Annotated in this window: 21 protein-coding genes and 1 tRNA gene; 19 read left to right on the top strand and 3 right to left on the bottom strand. The window is 38.1% G+C overall.

What is annotated here, in order from left to right; all coding sequences use genetic code 11:
- The first annotated feature begins 1,345 nt into the window (after positions 1 to 1,345).
- The gene (locus BQ9859_RS09460; RefSeq protein ID WP_075877927.1) at positions 1,346 to 2,224 is read left to right on the top strand and encodes a TIM44-like domain-containing protein; all 879 of its coding nucleotides are present in this window, start codon (positions 1,346 to 1,348) and stop codon (positions 2,222 to 2,224) included.
- Positions 2,225 to 2,236: 12 nt separating this feature from the next.
- Complete coding sequence (locus tag BQ9859_RS09455) at positions 2,237 to 3,433, top strand: SPFH domain-containing protein (protein WP_083662827.1); 1,197 nt, start codon at positions 2,237 to 2,239, stop codon at positions 3,431 to 3,433.
- Between the two features lie 14 nt (positions 3,434 to 3,447).
- On the opposite strand, the gene pepF is transcribed toward BQ9859_RS09455, so the two are convergent.
- Positions 3,448 to 5,226: an oligoendopeptidase F gene (gene pepF / locus BQ9859_RS09450; RefSeq protein ID WP_075877926.1), complete on the bottom strand. Its 1,779-nt coding sequence runs from the start codon at positions 5,224 to 5,226 to the stop codon at positions 3,448 to 3,450.
- 134 nt (positions 5,227 to 5,360) lie between these two features.
- On the opposite strand from pepF, the gene BQ9859_RS09445 reads away from it, so the two are divergent.
- The 4 genes from BQ9859_RS09445 (at position 5,361) to BQ9859_RS09430 (ending at position 7,029) form a co-directional block, all read left to right on the top strand.
- Positions 5,361 to 5,741, top strand: a complete 381-nt coding sequence (locus BQ9859_RS09445) for a hypothetical protein (protein WP_075877925.1) — start codon at positions 5,361 to 5,363, stop codon at positions 5,739 to 5,741.
- Between the two features lie 14 nt (positions 5,742 to 5,755).
- A complete protein-coding gene (gene deoD / locus BQ9859_RS09440) occupies positions 5,756 to 6,478 on the top strand; it encodes a purine-nucleoside phosphorylase (RefSeq protein WP_075877924.1) in 723 nt (240 codons plus the stop codon).
- A gap of 10 nt (positions 6,479 to 6,488) precedes the next feature.
- The gene (gene acpS / locus BQ9859_RS09435; RefSeq protein WP_075877923.1) at positions 6,489 to 6,812 is read left to right on the top strand and encodes a holo-ACP synthase; all 324 of its coding nucleotides are present in this window, start codon (positions 6,489 to 6,491) and stop codon (positions 6,810 to 6,812) included.
- A gap of 141 nt (positions 6,813 to 6,953) precedes the next feature.
- Positions 6,954 to 7,029 (top strand) — tRNA-Glu (locus BQ9859_RS09430).
- A 71-nt stretch (positions 7,030 to 7,100) separates the two neighbouring features.
- Here the strand turns inward: BQ9859_RS09430 and BQ9859_RS09425 are convergent.
- Positions 7,101 to 7,691 (bottom strand): N-acetylmuramoyl-L-alanine amidase family protein, encoded by a 591-nt coding sequence (locus BQ9859_RS09425; RefSeq protein WP_075877922.1) that lies wholly within the window; start codon positions 7,689 to 7,691, stop codon positions 7,101 to 7,103.
- Positions 7,692 to 7,788: 97 nt separating this feature from the next.
- On the opposite strand from BQ9859_RS09425, the gene hflX reads away from it, so the two are divergent.
- Complete coding sequence (hflX, locus tag BQ9859_RS09420) at positions 7,789 to 9,039, top strand: GTPase HflX (RefSeq protein WP_075877921.1); 1,251 nt, start codon at positions 7,789 to 7,791, stop codon at positions 9,037 to 9,039.
- On the opposite strand, the gene BQ9859_RS09415 is transcribed toward hflX, so the two are convergent.
- Positions 9,018 to 9,827, bottom strand: coding sequence for a histidinol-phosphatase HisJ family protein (locus tag BQ9859_RS09415; protein WP_075877920.1), 810 nt, complete (start codon positions 9,825 to 9,827; stop codon positions 9,018 to 9,020). The genes hflX and BQ9859_RS09415 overlap by 22 nt on opposite strands.
- Before the next feature lie 155 nt (positions 9,828 to 9,982).
- Here BQ9859_RS09415 and BQ9859_RS09410 point away from each other — a divergent pair, with 155 nt between their 5' ends.
- The 12 genes from BQ9859_RS09410 to rbr all read left to right on the top strand — a co-directional run bounded on the left by BQ9859_RS09410 (position 9,983) and on the right by rbr (position 21,088).
- Positions 9,983 to 10,339, top strand: coding sequence for a helix-turn-helix domain-containing protein (locus BQ9859_RS09410; RefSeq protein WP_075877919.1), 357 nt, complete (start codon positions 9,983 to 9,985; stop codon positions 10,337 to 10,339).
- A 92-nt stretch (positions 10,340 to 10,431) separates the two neighbouring features.
- Positions 10,432 to 11,040, top strand: coding sequence for a lactate utilization protein (locus BQ9859_RS09405; RefSeq protein WP_075877918.1), 609 nt, complete (start codon positions 10,432 to 10,434; stop codon positions 11,038 to 11,040).
- Positions 11,041 to 11,106: 66 nt separating this feature from the next.
- Positions 11,107 to 11,925 carry an ABC transporter ATP-binding protein gene (locus tag BQ9859_RS09400; RefSeq protein ID WP_075877917.1) on the top strand — a complete coding sequence of 273 codons (819 nt, stop codon included), beginning with the start codon at positions 11,107 to 11,109 and terminating at the stop codon, positions 11,923 to 11,925.
- The gene (locus tag BQ9859_RS09395) at positions 11,918 to 12,718 is read left to right on the top strand and encodes a hypothetical protein (RefSeq protein ID WP_075877916.1); all 801 of its coding nucleotides are present in this window, start codon (positions 11,918 to 11,920) and stop codon (positions 12,716 to 12,718) included. The genes BQ9859_RS09400 and BQ9859_RS09395 overlap by 8 nt, the downstream gene beginning before the upstream one ends.
- Positions 12,719 to 13,285: 567 nt before the next feature.
- Positions 13,286 to 13,738, top strand: coding sequence for a low molecular weight protein-tyrosine-phosphatase (locus tag BQ9859_RS09390; RefSeq protein WP_202613478.1), 453 nt, complete (start codon positions 13,286 to 13,288; stop codon positions 13,736 to 13,738).
- A gap of 535 nt (positions 13,739 to 14,273) precedes the next feature.
- Positions 14,274 to 14,861, top strand: a complete 588-nt coding sequence (locus BQ9859_RS09385) for a xanthine phosphoribosyltransferase (protein WP_075877914.1) — start codon at positions 14,274 to 14,276, stop codon at positions 14,859 to 14,861.
- 89 nt (positions 14,862 to 14,950) lie between these two features.
- Positions 14,951 to 16,051: a glycosyltransferase family 4 protein gene (locus BQ9859_RS09380; protein WP_235846424.1), complete on the top strand. Its 1,101-nt coding sequence runs from the start codon at positions 14,951 to 14,953 to the stop codon at positions 16,049 to 16,051.
- 23 nt (positions 16,052 to 16,074) lie between these two features.
- A complete protein-coding gene (locus BQ9859_RS09375; protein ID WP_075877913.1) occupies positions 16,075 to 17,130 on the top strand; it encodes a lysylphosphatidylglycerol synthase transmembrane domain-containing protein in 1,056 nt (351 codons plus the stop codon).
- Positions 17,127 to 19,109 (top strand): RecX family transcriptional regulator, encoded by a 1,983-nt coding sequence (locus BQ9859_RS09370; RefSeq protein WP_075877912.1) that lies wholly within the window; start codon positions 17,127 to 17,129, stop codon positions 19,107 to 19,109. Before BQ9859_RS09375 ends, BQ9859_RS09370 begins: the two co-directional genes overlap by 4 nt.
- Positions 19,102 to 20,043: a 3'-5' exoribonuclease YhaM family protein gene (locus BQ9859_RS09365; RefSeq protein WP_075877911.1), complete on the top strand. Its 942-nt coding sequence runs from the start codon at positions 19,102 to 19,104 to the stop codon at positions 20,041 to 20,043. The genes BQ9859_RS09370 and BQ9859_RS09365 overlap by 8 nt, the downstream gene beginning before the upstream one ends.
- 98 nt (positions 20,044 to 20,141) lie before the next feature.
- Positions 20,142 to 20,558 carry a Fur family transcriptional regulator gene (locus tag BQ9859_RS09360; RefSeq protein ID WP_075877910.1) on the top strand — a complete coding sequence of 139 codons (417 nt, stop codon included), beginning with the start codon at positions 20,142 to 20,144 and terminating at the stop codon, positions 20,556 to 20,558.
- Positions 20,549 to 21,088, top strand: coding sequence for a rubrerythrin (rbr, locus tag BQ9859_RS09355; RefSeq protein WP_075877909.1), 540 nt, complete (start codon positions 20,549 to 20,551; stop codon positions 21,086 to 21,088). The genes BQ9859_RS09360 and rbr overlap by 10 nt, the downstream gene beginning before the upstream one ends.
- The last annotated feature ends 32 nt before the right edge of the window (positions 21,089 to 21,120 follow it).

Below are 21,120 nucleotides of genomic sequence, written 5' to 3'. Positions count from 1 at the left end.
TTTTTTGACTTTGTTATTACTTTTTTGATTTAAATGATTTGTATATATCAAATATAATTAATGCAAATCCAAATATAAAGAAATAAAAACCTTTCCATACAGATTCTAAATTTATAGAATTTAAAAAAATCTAATGTGAATGCTGAATATACAACTAAAAGTAAAAATTAACTACAGGAATAGTTGCTGATTTTGATTGTTATTTTTAACAAAATAAATTATGATTAATTTGAAGATAGAACTTGATTAAGGAAAAGAATAAACGAAGCTTTAAGCAACTGATCTTTTTAAGAGGTAAAAGCAAATGTGGTTTAATATTCTATTACATTTTTGTTGGATTCTTTACATTATTTATATTGCGTATAAAACAGTAAAAAACAACGCTTATCCTACATATCTTCCAAAACCTTTATTTTGGATATTATGGTTATTGATGGTTGGTCTTCTTTGTTGGGTGATAATCATAAATATTAGATTAATGATTACATAAAAATCAGTAATTGTATATTTGATAAAAGTGTTTATATAAAGCAAAAAGAAGAGCAAATCAAAGTGTTGTTATATACTAATAGATATTCAGTCAATGCATATAGAATTTATAATGGATTGGAAATAGATGCAGATCATGTAACAGCATGAAGTAAAAAAATTCAACAGATAACTCTAATTTTTAAATGTTATATAAAACACACATAGGACTAAAGGAAATAAGCGGATAGAATCCTGTTAGATGTTTTCTAAAGGCGGCAATTGATGCCGCTTTTGCATACTTTTTCGGCTAAAAGATAACGAAATTACATATATCAAAAATTTTGTTTTATTCAGAGAGAGGATGCTTTTCATGATAGAAATAGTTTTACTGATTCATTAAGAGATATAGCGAAAACAGTCAAGAGACAGTTTGACTTATATGTGAACTTGTTTCCTTTTTTATGGCAGATTTGTTCTTGCCGATTATCATGGCGATAGCAGCATTGAGATAACCGTCGGAATTACTAGCAATCAGACAAGAAAAGTGAAAGACTAAAATCTACTTCTCACTATTGAAAGTGAAGATAAACTTTCACTTCACAATACGTATAGCATAAGGAGAGATTATTTTGAAGTGATTGACGAAGTGAATATCCATGACATTCTTGGAGAAGAAAAATATAGTACACTATATGATCATCAAATATAAGAAAGAGCATATTACGATGAAAACTACTTAAAATGAAGTCTGAGTAGTTTTTTATTTTGTGAAAATTAGCATGATCATACTTTACGAATTGAAGAAAAATTAAAACATTCTTGTTCTATTTGCTACTTTCATCGTACAATAACCATATAGAGGGAGGATAACGCAATGAAAAAAAGGCAGTTGCTTTTCATTTTCGCGCTAGTTGCGATCATATTATTTTTACCGATCCTTGTACAGGCAGATGTGGGAAATTCCTTTTCCGGAGGTTCTTCCGGGGGCGGATACAGCGGAGGATCAAGTTACAGCGGCGGAGGTTCAGGTTTAGGCGGTATCATTTTCCTGGGCGGCGGAGGCAGTATATCGACTCTTATCATTGCTTTGGCGGTCCTTGCACTATACTCCTATATGCGTTCCAGACAGGGAAGTGGTGGAAATGTACGTCCTATGCCATACCAAAGCAGCGGTACTTATCGCGTGTGCAATGAGGAAACGACAATTGAAGAAATTCAAGCGAGGGATCCAAATTTCTCTGCAGAAAGTTTTAAAACATTTGCATCGGAAGTATATTTGACATTGCAAGAAGCGTGGGAAGACCGTGATTGGAAAAAAGTGCGTCCGTTTGAAAGCAATACGCTGTTCAATGTCCATAATCGTCAATTGAATGAATACATCGAACAGCGGAAAACCAATCATTTGGATATGCAAAATGTCCGTAATATTACGCTTGCACAATTTCGTGTAGATGGGGCACAAGAAGTATTGAGCGTAAAATTAGAAGCAAGTTTGCTAGATTATGTGACAGATGATGAAAGTGGAAAAGTGCTGGAAGGAAGCAAGACGCAGTATCAGCATCGTTTCTATTATTTAGAGTTTATCCGCAGGGCAGGCGTGCAGACTGCTGTTGATACGCAATTGAATGTGACGAACTGTCCTAATTGCGGCGCTCCGACGCAGGTGACGAGCAGCGGCGAATGTGAATACTGCCACTCCATCATTACCAATGGTGATTATGGATGGGTCTTAAATAAATATATGGCATGGTAAGGAGGTTATCTGATGGGTTTGATTCGTGCAGCATTTGATTCAGCCAGAACAACACTAGCTGATCAATGGTTAGAGTATTATTATTGTGATTCATTAAGCAATGATGTTTTGATCCAAAAAGGAACAAAGGTTGTCACCAGCGGCAGCAATACAAAAGCAAGTGAAAATATCATTACGAACGGCAGCGGCTTTGCTGTCAATGAAGGACAGGCATTATTGATCGTTGAAGATGGCAAGATCATAGAATTTTCAGCGGAACCTGGCCGTTTTACCTGGGATTCTTCTAGCGAGCCGAGCTTGTTTGATAATGGATGGCAGGGCTTGAAAGACTCTTTTAAGATCTTTGGAAAACGTTTTACAATGGGTGGTACACCGGGAAAAGATCAACGTGTTTATTATGTGAATCTGAAAGAGATCATTGATAACAAATTTGGCAGTGCTACACCGATGCCATATCATGATCCGACATACCGCAATATTTATATTCGCTATTTTGGGCAATATACATTCCGCATTCAAGATCCGATTCGTTTTTATTCCAATCTGAGCGGAAATGTACGAGATTCTTATACGAAGACGCAGCTGATGGAACAATGTGATGCAGAGTTTGTCAATGCTCTGGATACGGCACTTGCAAAATGCAGCGATGAAGGATATCAGTTTAGTGATTTGCCAAAAAAGCAAGTAGAAATTGCAACCTACATGAATGATGCATTGGATGCATCCTGGAGCGAAAGACGTGGTATGGTCATTGAAGTCGTTGCTATTCAAAAAGTGACGCCAGATGATGAAAGCCGAAAACGTATTGAAAAGATCGATGATGCGATCATGATGGGCGATCAGCGTGTAGCTGCAGGCCGTTTGGCAGATGCACAAGCAACAGCTATGGAAAATGCAGCGAGCAATGAAGCCGGTGCAATGAATGGATTCATCGGTATGGGATTTGCACAGCAAGCGGGCGGCATGAATGCATCCGCATTGTTTCAACATCTTCCGCCGCAAGATAACAATCCACTCTTTCAAAACGCAGCTGTGCCAGGACATCCTGCAAAAAATGCCGCCTGGACATGCAGCTGCGGCACGCAGAATACAGGCAATTTTTGCAGCAACTGCGGCAAACCAAATCCAAATGGTCCGTGGACCTGTACTTGCGGCACCCAAAATACAGGGAATTTCTGCAGCAATTGCGGCAAGAAAAGACCAGAGTAAAAACAGAAGCAGTTTTATTGCTGCTTCTGTTTTTGTTCTGTTAAACTCTCAAATTCATCCATGATTTCTTTAAAGAATGTGAAGGCATTATCATAGACTTCATCTTTTAATGGATCGATGCCAGCATTTTTTAATTCATCAACAGGAGATTCGCTTCCTCCTTTGGTTAAAAATTGCCGGTATGCTTCCGGATGGCCATCTAAAATATCTTTTACAAAAGAGATTGCAACCGACATGCCCAGTGTATATTTGTATACATAAAAGTTGTAGTAAAAATGCGGTACATAATAGAATCCATACTTCTGCAAATCATCTACGATGACGGCATCTCCAAAATAAGCTTTATTGAGCTCCAGACAGCGATCTGTGATCGTTTTCGATGAAATTGGTTTTCGTTCCTCGATCCAGGCATGCAGATCTTTTTCAAACTGAGCAAACATCGGCTGACGATAGCAGGTACCTACGAATTCTTCCATCAGGTTGCTCAGGATATAACGACGGTAACTAGGATCGTTATTTGTTTTTAACAAATATGTATTCAATAAGATCTCATTGACCGTAGAGGCCACTTCGGCAACAAATATCTGATAGCCGGCTAACATCGGACGGTTATGGTGGTTGGAGTAGTAAGAATGCATTGAATGGCCCAATTCGTGTGCCAACGTGCTTAATGAATCATAACTGCCAGTAAAATTAGTCAGGATATATGGATTGGAATCATACGTTCCCCATGAATATGCACCTGTTCGTTTGTCTTTTGAAGGATAGAAATCGATCCAGCGTTGTGTAAATGCCTGATCGAGCAAACTGACATAATCATCTCCTAATACAGAAAGTGCCTGTTTTAATATCGAACGGCATTCTTCGATGGAATAATGTACATCACAAGCAGGTTCTAAATCTAAAGCAATATCATATTCGTGGAATTCTTCTATGCCTAATACTCTTTTTTTCATGGCAAAGAAAGCATGCAGGTAATCAATATATTTTTCATTTGCCATCATTAAGATCTTATTATACAGCGTTTCATCTACACCGTCTTGAAACAGCGATGCCTGCAAGGCACTGTCAAAATGACGTGTCTTTGCGTTGAGGACCTGCCCTTTTGCATTTCCGATCAACAAATTAGCAAAGGCGTTTTCTAAATTTCCATATTCTTTAAAATAATGTTCAAAAGCCTGCTTGCGTACTTGTACATCGGGATTGCGCAAGAAATCATGATACGTAGCTCCGTTTAGAAATTCTTTCTTTCCATTTACTTCTACATCATCAAAAGTAAGGCGGATGCTTTGATATGTCTCGTTTGGTATAGAAGCTATTTCATTTACTTCGCTTAGAAAACTTTCCATCTGGTCATCCAATCGATGCGGGATCGTGCGGAATAATTCTTCCATTGGATAGCGAAAATCTTTACAGCAATCCTCTTTTAAATATTCTTTGATTTCTTTTTCATGATGGATCAGTTCTAATGAGACAAAGGTCAGATCTAACTGCGCCTGCTGCAGTAAATTGGCTGCCTGCGCAAAATTTTGCTGGTTCTGCATATCTTTTGGTTCCACATCTGTGGACATCTTTGCATATACATAAAGGTTTTCTAAACCTCGTTCAAATGTTTCCTGGTCATTTAAAAAAGCTGCATAAGTATCAACTGAGTCGGCAATGTGGCCTTTCCTTTGACAAAGTTCTTGTAATTGCTGTTTGGATCTTTCTAATTGTGCATCAAAAGAGGACTGGTCTTTGAATAAACTGGAAAGATCCCAAGTATATTTTTTATCTGCTTCATTTCTATTCATAAATGTCCCTCACTTTCATCTAAGCTATAGTATAGCACAAAGCAAAGAAAACTTACGTATCCTAAGAAGTACAAAAAACAGAAAAAGGAAAGAAAGAATGTGGTAAAATGATTCTGTAGGGAGGAGAGATTAAAATGAATTTATTGAGCAAAGGAATCATGGGTTTATTCCAAACAAAAGATCTGAAAGTAAAAAATGCCAAGATGCAGTTGAACACTGCCAATCATCAATGGCTGGATCCTTCAAAAAATACAGTGATGACTTGTTTGGATGAAGTATGGAACCAGCAGCTCTCCTTTATGAAGTTGACACAATTAGGAAAATGCAGTGCTGTTCGATCTTTGCGTGTAAAGTGGATCGAAGGAGAAATCGTGCTTCATATAGAAATAGAAGAAGAAAATGGACATTGGTATTTGATGAAGAAGGCCAAAGATAAAAAGGAATGTCAGCGTATCGTTAGTTTATTTAATGATTTTGGAGTTGTTGATCATATCGAAGAATATGATTATGCATAGAAAGGATGAATGCTATGAGCACAGCACATAATCAAGCAGAAAAAGGAGAGATCGCAAAGATCGTATTGATGCCGGGCGATCCATTGCGCGCCAAACATATCGCAGAAACATATTTGGAGAATCCAGTACAATTCAACAGTGTACGAAACATGTTTGGTTATACAGGCACATACAAAGGCAAGAGAGTGTCGGTGATGGGCAGCGGTATGGGAATGGCCAGCATCGGTATCTATTCTTATGAGCTGTTTAAATTTTATGATGTAGAGAAGATCATACGGATCGGTAGCGCAGGAGCTTATGTAGATGATCTGCATCTGTTCGATTTGGTATTGGCCGACAGTGCATGGAGCGAATCCACTTTCCCATTGGCACAGGCAGGGATCAAGACGGACATCATGGAGCCGAGCAAGGAATTGAATGAGACGATTCAAACAGCGGCAAAAAAATTAAATAAAGAAATACGATTGGCACGGATCCATTCCAGCGATATCTTTTATGCAGAAGCGAACATGCCGACCTATGCCGATTTTTATCGCGAGCATGGATGTGTATGTGTAGAGATGGAAAGCTTTGCATTGTTCCATAATGCAAAAGTATTAGGAAAACAAGCAGCATGCATACTGACAATATCGGATTCCCTGGTCAATGGAGAAGAAACTACTGCAAAACAAAGAGAGCAGTCTTTTGATGCGATGATTCTTCTGGCATTGGAAAGTGCAGCTGACCTGGCTGACTAGGAGAGATCACATGAAAATCGGATGTGATATCGTAGAGATTGCCCGTGTCCAGCGAGCGTTAGAAAGGTCAAAAGGTTTTCCTAATTTTTTGACTGAGAATGAACAGGCAATCTTCTTGCAGCTGAAAGGAAAACGCCGCGCCGAATGGTTGGCTGGGCGTTTTGCGGCAAAAGAAGCGATCATCAAAGCAATGCATGGTGTCAAAGAGCTTACTTTATTAGATGTAGAAGTGTTACAAGACAGCCAGGGAGCACCCGTATGTTCTCTGCAGGGAATAGAAGTATCGATTGCACATGAAAGAGCGTATGCGATCGCTTATGCTATTAAACAATAAGACAGGCAGAAAACCTTTGATTTTCTGCCTGCCTTAAAAAAAGTGAAAAAAATTAAAAAAGTTTAAAAAAATGCTTGCCAAAGATATATGCTTATGTTAATATATAACAGCACTCGGGAAGTAACCGAGTTTAATATACACGGCGCGTTGGAGAAACGGTTAACTCACATGCCTTTCACGCATGCATTCACGGGTTCGAATCCCGTACGCGTCACCAATAAATAAATTAAGCCTTGGATAAAGGCTTTTTTTGTTTTATGAGAAGATTTTGAGAAATTCTTTACATGGTCAAAAACATGAGTAATTGATCGTATTGACATGTAAAAAATAATATAAGAGACCATTATATATACCATAAGCAAATGCAAAGGGATCAGAAACTAATTTGTCTAGATCCTCTGTATTTGTCATATAGCCAAGTTCAAACAACAAAGCTGGCATTGTGGTCTTCCGTAATACATAAAGAGCAGGATTCGTTCGTACGCGATGATCTTTGGTACCTGCATTCAAACATAAGATGGGCAATATCGTGTTTGCCATTTGCCACGCAATTGAATTTTGTGCATAAACGTAAATTTCACTGCCATTTATATTTGGATCATTATTGTAGTTGCAATGAATGGAAAAGAAGTAGTCTGCTTTCCATGCATTTGCCATTTCCACTCGTTGAGAAAGAGAAGAAGCTGTATCAGTTCCAATTACTTGTTGCGGAAACATTCTGGATATACGAACAGCGAATCGACAATCACTTTCTAATAGTTCTGCTAACATTGCAGTTACTGTATAATTAATGGATTGTTCTTCAATGCCGTTTACAACTGCACCTGCATTGATCGATCCGGGATTATGGCCTGCGTCTATAAATATTTTAATTGCCATGGGTTTCACCTCATTTCATTCTATGTATAAAAATAGTTGTGTATAGACATTATCATCAGATTCGATATAATAAAATAAGAAATGAGAGGTATGCGGAATGAAACAACGTGTATTGATTGCAGGTGTCTGGGAACAGAATAATATGGATTTTCAACGACAGATGGAAGAATTAGAAGGGTTGTCAAACGCTTGTGATATGGAAGTGGTGGATCGGATATCGCAAAAAATGACAACAAGGCATCCTGCTACTTATTTTGGAAGCGGACGTTTGCTGGAAATCAAAGAACGAATAGAAGAGATGAATGTACAAGCAGTTGTTTTATTGCATGAATGCACTCCCTCTCAATTGCACCATTTAGAAAAGGCGCTTTCTTGCACGGTCATTGACCGAACCGAACTGATCTTGCAGATATTTGAGCGCCGGGCAAGAACGAAGGAAGCGAGGATTCAAGTGCAGATGGCACTATGTCAATATGCACTTCCACGTTTGATTCATTCCTCTGATCATTGGAGCCGGCAAGCAGGCGGCAGAAATAAAGGAAAAGGGGAACAGCAACTTGCGCTGGATAAACGACTGTTGCAGAAACAGATTCGCTCTTTGCGTCAGGAATTGAAACAGATCCAATCCAAAAAACAAACACAGCGGCGCTCACGACAACAAAGCATATTGAAAAAAATAGCTCTGATTGGCTATACGAATGCGGGAAAATCTACGATCCTCAATCGTTTATTAGAAATGAGCAATCAAAAAACAGAAAAAAAGGTATTGGAAAAGGATATGCTGTTCGCTACTTTAGATACGAATGTGCGTTTGATCCATGTGAAAGGACATACTCCTTTTTTATTAAGCGATACGGTCGGTTTTTTAGAACAGATGCCGGATGCTTTATTAGATGCATTTGATGCGACCTTAAAAGAAGCAATGGATGCAGATTTACTGTTGCACGTCATCGATGCCAGTGATCCGCAGTTTGCAGAAAAAAGAAAAGTGACGATCGAAACGCTGCGCCGTATTCACTGTGGAGATGTTCCTTCTTTGGAAATTTATAATAAAATAGATCGCTGCAAGGATCTTGTGATCGAACAAAAAGAGGATAAGTTATTTCTTAGTGCATTACAGAATGAAGGGATGGAATTGTTATTAGAAGCTTTAGATCAAAAACAGTGGCAAGATAGTTTATCTTTGCAATGGAAATTCCCATATGATCAACAGCAGCTGCTTTCATCCTTTTATCATTATGTTGCTGTCTATGATCGTAAAGAAAAAGCAGATGGCATTTATCTGCAAGGAAAAATTCCTGTAGAGCGCCGTCTGCAATTTCAGCATTATGAAATAAATGAATATTGATTTTTTATTTCCTGTATATGTTGAGTAGCTTCTTTTATATAATTGCCAACATGATCGGGATAATGCGCATCGGATGCGGTAATGATGTTTGCTTTTTCCTTGATCAAAGCCCGTATGAAATCATCACTTAACCCTATATCTTTTGTGTGGTAACGATAATAACAACCGGTATTATTTTCCATCTGGATCCCTTTTTGTGCCGCGAGTTTTGCTAAATGTGTATATGTAGGCATGAGATCATAAGATGGATAGATATCGAACAGCTTGATGGTATCCGGATGACCAATCTGTGTAAAGAGAGAACTTTGCATAGCCTGTTCCACTAACGTGTAATATCGTTTGTAAATTTGATCTGGATCTTGCACGTCCCAAAGCAATTCTTTTGAAAAAGGCATATCATAAAGAATTCCATCAATGGAGTGTACACTGCCGACTAAAAAGTCATAAGGATATTGGGACAGGATTTCTCTTAAAAAATCTTCTGATTGAGGTGTATAGCATACTTCTAAACCAAAACGCACTTGAATCGGAAGATCCATTTGTTTCATCTCTTCGATGAGTTGATGATATTTTGAAATGGGATCTTTTATTTTTTTCATCAGCCACTCTGCTTGTAAAGCAGAACTATGACGTACTCCATCATACATAGGTGAAAATTCGATAAAACGGTGAGTGTGATCTAATATTTGCAGGGTATCAATACCTTTTTCCACTGCTGCATGTACGAACTGCATCGCATATTCTACACTGAGATCTCCATTTTCTAAATGAACATGACCATCGATCATATTTCGTCGCCTCCTTTATATTTTTGTCTATTATAGCATATATCAAAAAAATAACAGGACAGAATAACCACTATTTTACTGATTTAGTGGATGCACCACTAATAAATAATTTCTAGAGGAAAGCTGTCTTATAATACTCGTAAATGAGAGGTATTATGGATAAGAAAGATTACGGCAAGCGTTTAGCAAATGCAATAGCAACACAGATGCGCAGAAAAGGGATTACACAAGAACAATTAGGAAGTGCAATTGGTGTATCTCAGCGAACAATTTCCGATTATGCAAGCGGCAAGATTGCACCATCGTATGATGTGATGGCACGGATGGCAGTCATCTTAGAAATCAGTTTAGATCAAGTGTTCTGTTTAAAAGAAGATCAAGCTGCTATTTATCTGAATAAAGATGAATCAAAATTGATTGATGCGTATCGCCAGATTCCTCAAGGAAAAAGAAAAGGATATATGGATATTGCCTTATCTATCTCCCGTTTGATATTGCCAGAAGAAGATTGATCATGACAAATAGTAGATGTGACCGCTGAAAGATTCAGCGGTTTTTTAATCATGCATGTTATACTAAAAGAAGAAAGGGCGGGAATTCGTATATGATAGACATGATAAGGTTAGAACACAACTTGCATGCATTAGGTTATGAGGTACATTGTTTTGATACAGGGAGCGAGGCAGCAGATTATTTGGATTCTGTGATCGATCAACAAAGCGTAGGCTTTGCTGGCTCTGTGACATTGGATCAAATAGGGATCTATGATCGTTTGATCAAACATAATAAAGTCTATTGGCATCATCGTGCAGGAAAAGGAATGTCAATAGATGAACTGAGAAAAAAAGCTTCTACGGCTGACATTTATCTTTCTTCTGTCAATGCTGTTTCACAAAACGGGGAAATTGTAAACATCGATGGAACCTGCAATCGGGTTGCATCTATATTTTATGGGCACAAAAAAGTGTATCTGGTCATTGGAATGAATAAGATCGAAGCAGACTATGAACATGCATTGTATCGTGCTAGAAATATTGCTGCTCCGAAAAATGCAAAACGTTTAGGCGTGGATACCCCTTGTGCGATCAAGGCGGACCGCTGTTATGATTGTAAAAGTCCGCAGCGTATCTGCAGAGGTTTGGCAGTGTTATGGGAAAAACCGATGTCTGGTGAATATGAAATCATATTAGTGAAAGAAGATTTGGGATACTGATCGTTTCAATAGGGAATATGAGAAGAAGAGCTGTTTTGGATAGGAATGATAAAAGGAGGATCACGCATGAGCATGATTGTGGTTAAAAAATTGACTCGAGATTATGGCAATGATAAGGGGGTCTTTGATGTTTCCTTTTCGATCGAACAAGGAGAAGCATTTGGGTTTCTTGGACCTAATGGAGCTGGGAAAACGACTGTTATTCGTCATCTTATGGGATTTCTTAAACCGCAAACCGGTGCGTGTGAAATTGAAAATCTGGATTGTTGGGATAAAAGAGATCAAGTACAAAAAAAGATTGGCTATGTCCCCGGGGAAACATCATTTTTTGAAGATATGAGCGGGACAGACTTTTTGAGATTTATCGAGCAGTATCGCAGCATTGCTAAGAAAAGCCGCCAGCAGGAGCTGTTAAAACGATTTGAACTGAATCCGAATATGAAAATCAAGAAAATGAGCAAAGGTACAAAACAAAAATTAGCAATCGTTGCTGCATTTATGCATGATCCCCAAGTTCTTATTCTTGATGAACCTACTAGCGGATTAGATCCTTTGATGCAAAATAAATTTGTGGATCTCATAAAAGAAGAGAAGAAACGCGGAAAAACGATTATTTTATCCAGCCATATCTTTGAGGAAGTAGAACGCACTTGTGATCGGATAGGGATGATTCGCCATGGACGGATGGTCACAGTGGACACAGTAGAATCATTGCGGAAACAACATCTTCGTTCCTATAGCGTGAACCTCCAAACAGAACAGTTAGCAAAAGATTTTGCAAAAGATTTTGATGGTATTCAGGATGGCCTGTGTGTTACTGTATCGGCTAAACTGAACTTAGAAGACATCTTTATGAGTTACTATGGAGGGGATAAGGATGATTAATTGGGCATTATATAAAAGAGAAATGAAAGTCAGCATCAAACTTCTTCTTATTTTTGGTGCAATCATAACAATGTATGTCTCCTGCATCATAAGTCTTTATAATCCTGCAACAATGGAGATGCTAGACAGCTTTATAGAAGCAATGCCGGAAATAATGGCAGCAGTTGGGATGACATCTGGAGCTGCAGATCTGTTAGGATTTATGGTTTCTTATCTCTATGGTTTTATTTTGCTCATATTTCCTATGTTATTCAGCATTTTGCGAGGACATGGATTAGTGGCAAAATATATCGATACAGGTTCGATGGTATATTTGGTTGGTGCACCGATCAAGCGGCGTACAATTGCAATGACACAATTGTCGGTTCTCGTTAGCGGAATCATAATCTTAATTGCTTACACTACAGTAGTGGAAATTGTCGTTGCACAAATATTATTTCCAGGACAGCTGCAATTTTCTGAATTGATGATCCTAAATTTGGGCCTGCTTTTTTTGCATTTCTCAATTGGAGGAATTTGCTTTGGTGCTTCTTGTATTTTTTCAGAAACGAAATTTAGCGTGCTGTTTGGTGCGGGCATACCAACCATCATGTATGTGTTTCAAATGCTTGCAAGTGCAGGTAGCGGTATAGGATATATGAAATATCTATCTATTTTTACCCTTTTTGATCCAAATGAACTGATTGCGTTTGAAAGCAATGTCTTGTTGAAAATTATATTTTTACTGATGGCTGCTTTTGTATTTTATTCCATCGGTACAGCGGCATTTTGCAAGAAGGATTTGTATATATAACTTGAATCCTATCGTGAAGGATAGAAATATCAGTTCATTCAGGTGTCAATCATCAAGATGATCGTAAGAGCGATTTTGTTAAAGTAATTTTAAAAATTTTTTGAAGTATATGCCAGTACAGAATGAGATGTCATTTAGCCTTTTATTTTCATAATTGTCTCTTTTGACACGACAGATAAAGTATCCTATTTTTATCGAATGATCGTATACAGGTACGTGCAGACCAAACATCTTGCAAGAATAAATAGAGATACAGGAGATGCGCTGCAAAATAGACGGATTACAAATAAAGCAATCCTTTTGTTTTATGATGAGCATGGATGTTTTGAGTGAGAGGCATATTTTTATTTGAGGATGAAAGAGAGACCCTGTTAGAGTTCCATACGAGAAAATACGTTGTATCATTCAAACTGTCTATCATAAATCCTTCGGGTGCGCCATAAACGGTTGATAAAATAAGCAGAGTTATGTATAGTTATAGAATCATCAGTATAAATACCTCTATTGAGGTATTCCAGAGTATGGATTACATTAAATAAAGTGAGTTTTTTAAAGGAGATTTTGGATATGATAAAGATACTTTTCGTTTGCCACGGCAATATCTGCAGGAGCCCAATGGCTCAATATGTGATGCAATATTTAATAAATGAAGCAGGTCTTTCGGATAAAATAACGGTGGATTCTGCCGCAACCAGCCGGGAAGAAATTGGTAATAGTATACATTATGGTACAAAGAAAAAACTAAGAGAGATGGGGATACCGTTTGATGATCATCGTGCGAGACAGATGACAAAACAAGATTATGAAAACTATGACTTGTTGATTGGGATGGAAAGTGTCAACATACGCAATATGCTGCGTATTGCTGGAGGGGATCCAAAACAAAAGATACGTCGTATACTCGATTTTACAGAGTTCCCCAAAGAGATCGATGATCCTTGGTATACTGGAGATTTTGATATCACTTATGAGCAGATCATGCAAGGATGTCAAGCATTGCTGACATTTTTAGAAAAATAATTATATCATCATTGTAATTAAGATACTTTGTTAATTAATATTATCGCGTGATATGTATGTACAGATGTTTTCTGTGTTATTAAAAAGACATCTTTTTTTGATAAATTTGAAAGTGTTATTAAAAGAGAAATTCTTAAATTTATGGATTGCTTATTATCTTACTGTACGTTTCTGTTTGTAAGGTACTATCTTATTAATAAAAAAGAAATACTTAGTATAAAAGGGGAATTTGAAAAGCTACATAAAAAACATTAATTGTGCAAGAAGAAACTATTTACTCTTTGCATTAGAAGATATTTTTTGTTCATATCCTGCAATAGTATAAGATAATTTTGGATGACAGCTATTAAATGTGCTTGATAAAGAGAGATAATGAACAGAAGCGGGGTTGTGTTATGAGATGATAAGAAGTAATACAGATATTTGGATGAATGCTATCTTTCACTGATTCTGAAATAAATTAAAATGTTTGAATTTTTGATAGAAAATATATTTTAATCTGCTATAATATCTGTTACATAAAGGAGAAGAGTGTATGAAGTTATTGGAAGATCGTATCCGTAAGGATGGTGTAGTAAAAGAAGGCAATGTTTTAAAGGTCGACAGTTTTTTGAATCATCAAATGGATGTTCCGTTCTTTTATGAAATGGGAAAAGAGTTCAAGCGTCTATATGAAGGAACACCGATCAATAAGATCTTGACGATTGAAGCAAGCGGTATCGGAATTGCAATCATTGCCGGACTGCATTTAAATGTACCGGTGGTATTTGCAAAAAAATCGAAATCTAGTAATATTTCAGATGATGTATATAGTACAGTCATTCATTCTTATACACATAATTGTGATAACAATGTGGTTGTGTCCAAACAATATCTCAATGCAGAAGATCATGTCATGATCATTGATGATTTTTTGGCAAATGGTTGTGCATTGGAAGGATTGATTGATTTAGTAAATCAAGCAAAAGGAACAGTAGAAGGAATCGGAATTGCAGTTGAAAAAGGATTTCAGGAAGGCGGCGACCGTTTACGCTCAAAAGGTTATCGAGTGGAATCATTGGCTATCGTAGAAAGCATGAATCCTGAAACAGGTGAAATTACATTTCGTAACAGTGAGTCATAGACCACTGTTTTTTTTATGTATCCTTTCCTTTTTGTCACAAAGGGTGATTTCATAGGGATGAATTGCTATAATAGAAAGGAATTGTTATAATGAATAAGAGTCAAGATGTTCGATCTAGTATGGATCAGCATAGGGAGGAATTTAAATTGGATAATCGAATTATCATCAATATGTTGTCCACTGCTGATAAAGTAGCCGGGCAAGGTGTTGGTAGCGCTTATGAAGAACAAGTACAGTTAGTGAAAGAAGGCGCTTCGGATTTATTTGATGTGCGTATCAATGCACACTGTAAAGCCGATATCAATCATTTTCATACGATCAATCCTAATTTTTTTGTAAAAATGAAAACATCGAAAGCAGCTAATGTGGCATATTGTCATTTTCTGCCGGATACTTTAGATGGCAGCATCAAGATACCAAAGGCTTTTTTTGGCGTGTTTAAGAAATATGTAACATCGTTTTACCGCAGCGCGGATTATTTGATCGTTGTAAATCCAATTTTTATGAAAGAATTGGAACGTTACCATATTGATAAAAATAAGATGGTGTACATTCCCAATTATGTCAGCAATGAACAGTTTTTTGAAAAAAATAAGGAAGATCAGGCGGCTCTGCGAAGACAGTATGGAATTGCAGAAGATGCTTTTGTCGTACTTGGAGTGGGACAGGTGCAGACACGCAAAGGTGTTTTAGATTTTGTTGAAGTAGCAAAACAAATGCCGGATATTACGTTTTTGTGGGCTGGAGGTTTTTCATTTGGAGTTATTACGGATGGATATCGTGAATTAACACAAGTCATGGAAAATCCACCCGCAAATGTAAAATTTTTGGATATCATTCCACGTTCACAGATGAATGATATTTTTAACATTGCGGATGTTTTATTCATGCCTTCTTACAATGAACTGTTTCCTATGTCTATTCTAGAAGCAGTCAATGTAGGGCGGCCATTGGTTTTGCGAGATTTAGAATTATATGAAGACATCTTATTCCATCATTATGTGAAAGGAAAAGACAATGCCCAGTTTGTTCGTGCTTTACGAACGTTAAAAGCGGATCCGCAAGAGTATAAAAAATGGCAGCAGGAGTCAAAGAAAATTGCGCAGTTTTATAGTAAAGAACATGTACTGCAAATTTGGCGGGATTTTTATACAAAGGTATATAAGGAACATCAACCAAAGAAAAAGTAAACAAAGAGGGAGCAGGTGATGCTATGAAGCAAGGAAAAAAATATGCATTAAATTTGCTTTTGATCCTTGTGATCACCGTCGGTGCGGTATGGTTTGCCGTAAAAGATAATTATGAGGAAGTTTTGCATTTGATTGCAAATATCAAATGGTATTACTTGCTGATCATCATGGTATGGGGCATCATCTATACTCTGGTAATTGGCTGGATCTACCAAGTATTTGGCAAACGATATCGGAAAGGATATCGCTTTATCCATGGTGCTGTCGTCGCTTTTGTAGGTACATTTTTTTCGGGTATCACACCCAGTGCAACCGGAGGACAATTCGCACAGGCATATATCATGAAAAAACAGGGCATCAAGGTAAGCGACGGAGCATCGATCTTATGGGCTGATTTTATCGTTTACCAGACGACGATGATGATTTATGTCACCATTTTGTTTTTGTTACGTTTTACGCAATATAGCGCGCAAAATGCATGGTTTAATCTGATCTTATTAGGTTATCTGATCAATGCGATCGTTATCTGTGCATTATATACAATGGCATTGTTTCCAAAAGTATATGTACGGTTAAGCGGTTTTGTCGTAAATTTACTGGCACATCTGCATATCGTAAAAAACCGAAAGGAAACATTGGCCAGCTGGAACTTGCAGTTAACCAGTTTTACAACCGAAATCAAAAAATTGACTAAAGATAAAAAATTGATACTGGAGACAGCGGGAATCAACGTGATACGAATGACATTGCAGTTCTCATTGCCATTTTTCATTGCATTGATGATGGGAATTCATTTGGAAATCGCACAATTGATCGATGTAATTGCTTTGTCGAGCTTTGTCATGATGGCAAATAGTTTTATTCCCATTCCTGGTGCCAGCGGCGGCACAGAGATGGTATTTGCTTTATTGTTTGGGACACTGTTTTCATCCAGTACCGGAGCCATCATGATCTTGTGGCGCTTTTCTACTTATCATCTGGTCATGATTTTTGGTGCTGTTGTATTCATTATCAGCAAACGGTATTATGATAAAAAACAAGCAAAAGAAGATATTTTACCAAAGGAGGATATCCTATGAGGATCGGTATTTTTACGGATACATATACACCTGATATCAATGGCGTCGTTTCCTCAGTCGTGACTTTAGAACATGGTTTGCAGGCAGCAGGTCATGAAGTATATATCATAACAGGCCAGAAAAACTCACTACATGCACATTGGGAGGGGAATGTTTTGCGCTTGCCGGGTGTGGAGCTGAAAAAATTATATGGATATACTTTAAGTACGCCGTATCATTTTGAAGTAAAGCGTGAGATAGAAGCCCTGCACCTGGATGTCATTCATGTGCAGCAAGAATTTACGGTAGGTATTTTTGGCAGGATCCTGGCACATACGCTGCATATCCCGGTAGTGTATACCTATCATACATTGTATGAAGACTATACTCATTATGTGAATGTGTTCGATCTGAACAGCGTAGAAAAAATCAGTAAGAAAGCTATCTATTCTTTATCACGCATGTTGTGTAATTCGGTATCGGGAATCATCGCGCCCAGCGAGAAAACAAAAGAAAAATTATTAACTTACGGCGTGCAGAAGCCGATTTACGTCATTCCGACCGGATTAGATCTGGACAGTTTTGACTATGCGAATGTGGAGGAAAGCAAAAGGGAAGAGATTCGTAAGCGCTATGGCATCGATGCACAAACACCTTTGATCATTTATTTGGGCCGCATTGCGGCAGAGAAAAGTATTGATTTGATCATTAGCGGAGCAAAATATTTGCAAACACCGCATGCAAAGGTCATGATTGTCGGTGGAGGCCCTTCATTAGAAGATCTGAAGAAACAAGCAGAAGCGGAAGGAGTAGCCGATCGCATCATATTTACTGGCCCTGTTGCAGCAACCGAAGTTCCTGCTTATTATCAGATCAGTCAGTTATTTGCCAGCGCATCTACATCGGAAACACAGGGAATGACGTTTATCGAGGCATTAGCCAGCGGTCTTCCTTTATTAGCCAGACCGGATGAAGTTTTGGAAAAACTGATTGAAGAAGGGGTTTCCGGTTATTACTTTACTTCTCCAGAAGAATTTGCAAAGAAAGCAGATTTTTATTTTTCCCTTGCTGAAGCACAGAAAACAGCAATGAGGGAAGAAGCTATCCGCCGCAGCAAACAGTATGATATCCATGCTTTTGCCCATAATGTAGAGGTCGTTTACCAAAATGTGATCGATGAATATCGAGAAGATTATGAAGTGACCAAGATCCGTATCTTGGACGATGTCGTAAAAGTTACTTTGGAAAATGATTCCCAAAGGGAACCCCTGCGCCTTTACATGACGATGGAGGACTATTTCAATTATCAGATCACTTTGCATCGTTATCTGGATGCAGGTTATGTCCTCTCTTTGCAGGAACAGCAGAAGAAGATCAAGGCAACACGGAGCGCAATTCGAAAAGTGGCGGGCAAAGATTATACCTGTCAGGAAATGCGCAAGTATTTGGTCCATAATAAAGAGCTGGATACACAAACGGCGGATGCGATCATCGAAGATCTAAAAGAACGTGGGTTTTTAAATGATGAACGATATGCTGAAGAGAAAGCACAGTATTATGCGTCTCTAGGATATGGGCGTGAAAAAATTCTGCGAACACTTCAAAAAAAGGGAATCGATCGAGAAACAGCCTTATCTGCAGTTGCTGATTTTAAAGACGAGCAAGAAGAAGAGCGAGCTGTCGCTATGGCACAGCGCCTTAAATTGACGATCAAGGATCGTTCGCGAAAGATGAAACGTCAAATGATCGTATCAAAACTGATTGCACAAGGCTACAGTGGTGAAATTGCAAGAAAGGCTGTAGATCAGATTGATCTGGATGAAGAAGAAGAGAATGGCGCTTTAGAAAAAATGATTGCAAAAGCAATGCGATTATATGCTTCTAAATATAGCGGGGGCCGTTTGCAACAGAAAATCATGGAATATGGTGTACGTAAAGGATTTGGTCTGGATGCTATCCGAAAGAAGTTGCAAGAACAGGAGTGGAATGACGATGAATAAATTGTTACGTGAATTAGTAGATGGAGATCGAGCAACGTTGCGTGTCCTATTAAGCAGCCGCAATCGCGGCGTGACGGCAAAAGGTGCTCCCTATCTTTCTTTTGTGCTGCAAGACAAAAGCGGAACGATGGATGCAAAATATTGGAATGTGCCGGCAGATGCATTGGACCTCTATCAGGCTGGTATGATCGTAGATGCAAGCGGAGATGTGTTGAGTCATAATCATCAATTGCAGTTTCGCATTAAACAGTTGACAATTGTTGATGAAAATGTGGATGCCCGCGATTTTGCACAGGAAGGTCCATTAGCAGTACAAGAGCTACGAACAGAAATTGAAGAGCGACTGCAGAAAATGACTAATACGACATTGCAGTCATTGATTTGGACCATCTATGAGCGTTATCAAAATGCATTTTATGAATATCCTGCAGCCACAAAAAATCATCATGATTTTGTGGGAGGATTAGCAACCCATGTATTAGGCATGATGCAATTAGCTGAAAAGATCTGTGATCAATACGCTTTACTAAATCGGGATCTTTTAATTAGCGGTGTATTTCTGCATGATCTGGGCAAACTGCAGGAACTGAGCGGTCCTATCGTGCCTAGCTATACGACGCAGGGACGATTGTTAGGACATATCTCCATGTTTCAGGCTGAGGTTGCTAAAATAGCAGCGGATCTGCATCTAGAAGACAGCGAGGAAGTGACCTTATTGCGACATATGATCCTTTCTCATCATGGGGCATATGAATTTGGTTCTCCAGTGCTTCCGATGATTCCGGAAGCAGAAGTGCTCAGCTTGATCGATAACCTGGATGCACGTATGAATACGATGGAAAAAGCGATAAAAGCTACAGAAGAAGGAGCGTTTACACCTAGGATCTTTGCATTGGAGAATAGGAGCTTCTACAAATCAAAAATAAAAAAATAATCGGCTGCATGGCCGATTTTTTTAAAATACAGTTTTATGCTTGACAAATTCATAAATAAGAATTAAACTAAGAATAGTTCTTAAGATTGGAGGCTGTTATGAGAAGAAAAGCATCAAAACAAAGAGATATGATTCTTGATTATCTAATGTCAGTAGATGGTCATTTGACAGCTGAAGAAATCTACAAGAATATGAATGAACAAGGTGAACAGATTTCATTAGCAACGATTTATCGCAATTTGGGAATACTGGAGGAATTGCATCAGATTCGGCGTATTGCCCATCCGCAAGAAGGATACTGTTATGATAAAACGATCGTTCCTCATCATCATCTGCACTGTGTAAAATGTCATAAGCTTTATGATATACAATTGCCTTATGATGCTCGTTTCAATGAAGCAATTGCACAGCAAACAGGTGCCGTCGTATATTCTCATACGATCGTTGTCGAGGGAGTCTGCCCGCATTGTTTAAAAGAACAGGATGTTCAGAAGGAGACAAAACAATGGAATTAAAAGGATCAAAGACAGAACAAAATTTAATGGCTGCATTTGCTGGAGAAAGTCAGGCGCGTAATAAGTATACATATTATGCGCAGAAAGCACGTGAAGAAGGAATGGAACAAATTGCTCGCTTCTTTGAAGAAACTGCTCGTAATGAACAAGAACATGCAAAATTATGGTTTAAGGCGTTACATGAAGATTCTATTCCATCAACAGATGCAAACTTAGAAGATGCGGCAGCCGGAGAGAACTATGAGTGGACGGATATGTACAAACATATGGCTGAAACTGCCCGTGAAGAAGGTTTCCTGAAGATTGCATTCCAAATGGAAAAAGTCGGAGAAATTGAAAAACGTCATGAAGAGCGTTATTTAAAATTATTAGATAATGTAAAAAATAATACAGTGTTTGAAAAACCAGAAAAGACAGTTTGGGTATGTGATATCTGCGGATATTGCGTAGAAGCAGAAAAAGCTCCTAAAGCTTGCCCGGTTTGCGGATATGACGGAGCACATTTTGCGCAGGAAGCAAAGAATTATTAATTGTATGGAAAGGATGGCAGCCCATCCTTTCT

Origin of the sequence: Merdibacter massiliensis, assembly GCF_900155395.1 — a bacterium.
In the GTDB taxonomy this organism is placed as follows: Bacteria; Bacillota_I; Bacilli_A; order Erysipelotrichales; family Erysipelotrichaceae; genus Merdibacter; species Merdibacter massiliensis.
This window is presented reverse-complemented; position numbering and strand designations above follow the sequence as displayed.